The 3937-nt window shown below is 64.5% G+C and carries 5 protein-coding genes; all 5 read right to left on the reverse strand.

Annotated features, from left to right (window positions below; translation table 11 throughout):
• Positions 1 to 10: 10 nt before the first annotated feature.
• Positions 11 to 847: an IS5 family transposase gene (locus AS156_RS39680; protein ID WP_066499812.1), complete on the reverse strand. Its 837-nt coding sequence runs from the start codon at positions 845 to 847 to the stop codon at positions 11 to 13.
• Between the two features lie 208 nt (positions 848 to 1055).
• The gene (locus AS156_RS39685; RefSeq protein ID WP_066516118.1) at positions 1056 to 1928 is read right to left on the reverse strand and encodes a CheR family methyltransferase; all 873 of its coding nucleotides are present in this window, start codon (positions 1926 to 1928) and stop codon (positions 1056 to 1058) included.
• Complete coding sequence (locus AS156_RS39690; protein ID WP_066516119.1) at positions 1925 to 3100, reverse strand: protein-glutamate methylesterase/protein-glutamine glutaminase; 1176 nt, start codon at positions 3098 to 3100, stop codon at positions 1925 to 1927. The genes AS156_RS39685 and AS156_RS39690 overlap by 4 nt, the downstream gene beginning before the upstream one ends.
• 76 nt (positions 3101 to 3176) lie before the next feature.
• Positions 3177 to 3542, reverse strand: a complete 366-nt coding sequence (locus AS156_RS39695; RefSeq protein ID WP_066516120.1) for a response regulator — start codon at positions 3540 to 3542, stop codon at positions 3177 to 3179.
• A 68-nt stretch (positions 3543 to 3610) separates the two neighbouring features.
• The coding region (locus tag AS156_RS39700) for a chemotaxis protein CheW (protein ID WP_066516121.1) at positions 3611 to 3937 on the reverse strand (327 nt) is incomplete at its 5' end.

A 3937-nucleotide genomic window follows, 5' to 3' on the forward strand; every position in this document is an offset into this window, starting at 1 on the left:
AGAGTCTGACTCAAAAAGCGTGTTGGGGCCTGGCGAGGCGTCTGATCAGGAGCCTGAGATGGGCGACGAGAAGCCAAGCGACTTCGGTTGCCGCGGAGCCCTCGAAGTCCTTGGCGAGACGACGGCACCTGCCGAACCAGGCAAAGGTACGCTCGACGACCCAGCGTCGGGGTAAGAGCTGGAAGCCTTTGACGCCGGGTGGCCGCTGGACAATATCGATGGTCCATTGGCCGCAATGGGACAGTGCGTCGAGCAGCTGTTTGCCGCGATAGACTCGGTCAGCAAAGACATGCTGAAGCCTGGGGAAGTGTTCTCTCAGATGTTCCAGCAGAGGGACAGCACCGTGGACATCCTGAACGTTGGCGGGATGCACGTGGACTGCCAGCAGCAGACCATTGGTGTCAGTGACGATGTGCCGCTTACGTCCATGAAGGCGCTTGCCGGGGTCGAAGCCGCGTGGCCCGCCGGCCTGCGTCGTCGGAGCCGTCTGGCTATCGATGACGGCAGCCGTCGGTCCCGGCTTGCGCCCGAGTTTCCGCCGCGCTTGCCGGACCAAGGCTCCGACGATCCGGTGCCACCGGCCACTGTCGCGCCAGGCATAAAAATAGCCTTGGACCGTCGAGTATGGCGGGAACTCGCTCGGCAGGGCTCGCCATTGGCAGCCCGTCGACAAAATGTAGAAGATCGCCTGCACGACCTCGCGCAAATCGACTTCCCGCGGGCGTCCTCGTCGCTGTCGCGCCGGCATCTTCCGGGATATCAGCGCCCACTCCGCATCGGTCAGATCGCTTGTGTAGCGCAGCCCTTTGCGTTGATACTCGACACGAGTGATTTCGGTCCACGGCATCGTACCCTCCCTCGAATCTTCGCAAATCCGAAGGAATCACAGCCAACCGAAATCACTCACTCCTTTTTCAGTCAGGCTCTGAGGAGCCGCGAAGCGGCGTCTCGAAGGATGCACGGCCGCCGACCGGGCCGTTCATCCTTCGAGGCTCGCAAGCGCTCGCGCCTCAGGATGACGGGATCGGCGATGTCGCGATTCAGAAGAGTGGACCTCAGCGCGCGGCTGACGCCACCGCTTTCAGCAAGTGCAGGGCCGCACCGGCACGCGCGACCGGCGTGGTGTTCGGCTGATAGAGCCCGCGCCGGTCCGGATAGGGCTTGAAGACGTTGGTGATGCCGACCACGGATTCCGCGGCCCCCAGCGCCAGCACGCCGTCGGGCTCGAGCATTCGCACCAGCTTGGCGAAGATGCCGGCCTTGGTGTCCTGGTCGAAATAGATCAGCACGTTGCGGCAGAAGATCACGTCGAACGTGCCGAGATGAGAGATGTCCTGCAGCAGATTGAGCTGCCGGTGCTGCACCATGCCGCGGATCTCGGCGTTGAGTTGCCAGAGTTCGCCCTGCTGCGTGAAATACTTCACCAGCAGATGGATCGGCAGGCCGCGCTGCACCTCGAACTGGCTGAACAGCCCGGCCCTGGCCTTTTCCAGCACCGCCCGCGACAGATCGGTGGCGACGATCTCGATGCGCCAGCCGGCGAACAACGCGCTCGCCTCCTTCAGGCACATCGCGATCGAATAAGGCTCCTGCCCGGTCGACGAGGCCGCGCACCAGATGCGCAGACTGCGGCGGGACGCGCGTGCCTGCGCGAGCGCAGGCAGCACCGCTTCCTTCAGATGATCGAACGGGATCTTGTCGCGAAAGAAGAAGGTCTCGTTGGTGGTCATCGCCTCGACCACCTCGGTGGTCAACGCTTCGACGCCGTTCTTCATCCTCTGCACAAGCTCGGGGATGCCGGCGAGATTCCATCGGCGCGCCAGCGGCACGAGGCGGCTCTCGACCAGGTATTGCTTGTCGGCCGAGAGGTCGAGCCCGGAGCGCTCCTTCAGGAGCTTACGCAGATACTCATAGTCCAGAGGCGTCACGAACGGTCTCCCGAAAACACACGAACAAGTTTCGGTGCGATCTGATTGAGCGGCAGCACGGCAGCACAGATCCCGGCATTGGCCGCCGCGCCGGGCATGCCCCACACCACGCTGGACGCCTCGTCCTGTGCGATCACGCTGCCGCCGGCGGCGACGATCTCCTTGCCGCCGCGCATGCCGTCAGAGCCCATGCCGGTGAGGATCACCGACATGATGCTGCCCTGCCAGACCTCGATCGCGGAGGTGAACATCGGATCGACCGCAGGCTTGCAGAAATTGACCGGCGGCCCGTCGTCGAGCGTGATCACGGCATCGATGCCATGACGGGCGACGCGCATGTGCCGGCCGCCCGGCGCAAGATGGATCTGGCCCGCCTTAACGACCTCGCCATCAACGGCCTCATGCGCCGGCCGCTTGCTGGTGCGTGCCAGGTGCTCGGCGAGAATGGTGGTGAAGGTCGGCGGCATGTGCTGGGTGATCAGCACCGGGAAGCGGTCGATCACCGGACCGATCTCGGCGACCAGCGTCATCAGTGCCTGCGGACCGCCGGTCGACGAGCCGATCAGCAGCACCTTCGGCGGCAGCAGGCCGAGCGGACGGCGGACGAACTGCACCGGCGCGGCGGCAGGCGCAGGCGCGGTGCCCGCGGCCACTGCACGCTGCCTGTCGTGACCGGGTGCCAGCGTCGGGTTTGCGGTCGTGTGGATCGCGCTGCGGCGCGCCTTGGCGCCGAGATGACGGATCTTCTGGATCAGGTCGTGGCGGAAGGTTTCCGCCGCGGTCGCTTCGCGCGTGCTTTCCGGCTTCGGAATGTAGTCGGACGCGCCGAGCGACAGCGCCTTCAGGCTGATCTCCGCGTTGCGGCGGGTCAGCGTGGACGCCATGATGATGACGAGGTCGCGCTTCTTCGCCAGCAGTTGCGGCAGCGCCGATATCCCGTCGAGGTCGGGCATCTCGATGTCCAGCACGGCAACATCGGGATTGATGCGCTCGAGCTGATTGACGGCGTCGAGGCCGGTGCGCAGGGACGCCACGACTTCCATGTCGGGTTCGGCGCCGATCCAGCGCGAGATCATTCCGCGGATGACGACGGAGTCGTCGACCACCATCACCCGCACCTTGTCGGTACGGGTCGATGTCGGGGTCGCAGCACTTGTCAACGCAACACTCATGAACTCACCAGCGACGCAACAGCACGCATGACAACGGTTGAGCCGAAGGCTTCCGCCGCCGGATCGAATGCAGACTCTAAATAAGCCCGACTTCCTGGAACTTCGCGGTGACGATGTCCCGGTCGAACGGCTTCATGATGTATTCGTTGGCGCCGGCATGCAGCGCACGCGCGATATGCGCGACGTCGTTCTCGGTGGTGCAGAACACGACCTTGGGCTGATCGCCGCCGGGCATGCGACGAAGATTGCCGAGGAACTCGTAGCCGTCCATGACCGGCATGTTCCAGTCGAGCAGCACGGCGTCCGGCATTCCACGTTTGCAAACCTCGAGCGCCTTCTCGCCGTCCTCGGCCTCCATGATCTGGAAATCGAGACCTTCGAGGATGCGGCGGGCGACCTTGCGAATGACGCTTGAGTCATCGACAACAAGACACGTTCTCATCTACGACCTCTGCTTCCTCATCCTCTCGGGGATGCTTCAGTTCAGTTCTTCAGTTCCGCCGGCTCTGATCACGCAGCCTTGGCGTCGGGCATCAATTCGAGCACGCGATCGACATCGAGGACGACCATGAGTTGGCCGTCGAGGCGGTGGACGCCGCCGGCGAGCTTGGCCATGCGGGGATCGAGGTTGACCGGGTTGTCCTCGCGGCCGGCATCGGGCAGCCGCAGCACCTCGCCGATCTGGTCGATCAGCAGACCGTAGGATTCGCCGCGCTGGTCGACACCGACCGCCATCATCGGCTTGCCGTCGCAGGCCGCGGGCAGCCCGAGCCGGGCGCGCATGTCGACCACGGTGACGATGCGGCCGCGCAGATTGAGCACGCCGGCGATCTCGCT

It is taken from the genome of Bradyrhizobium macuxiense (assembly GCF_001542415.1).
GTDB classification, from domain to species: Bacteria; Pseudomonadota; Alphaproteobacteria; order Rhizobiales; family Xanthobacteraceae; genus Bradyrhizobium; species Bradyrhizobium macuxiense.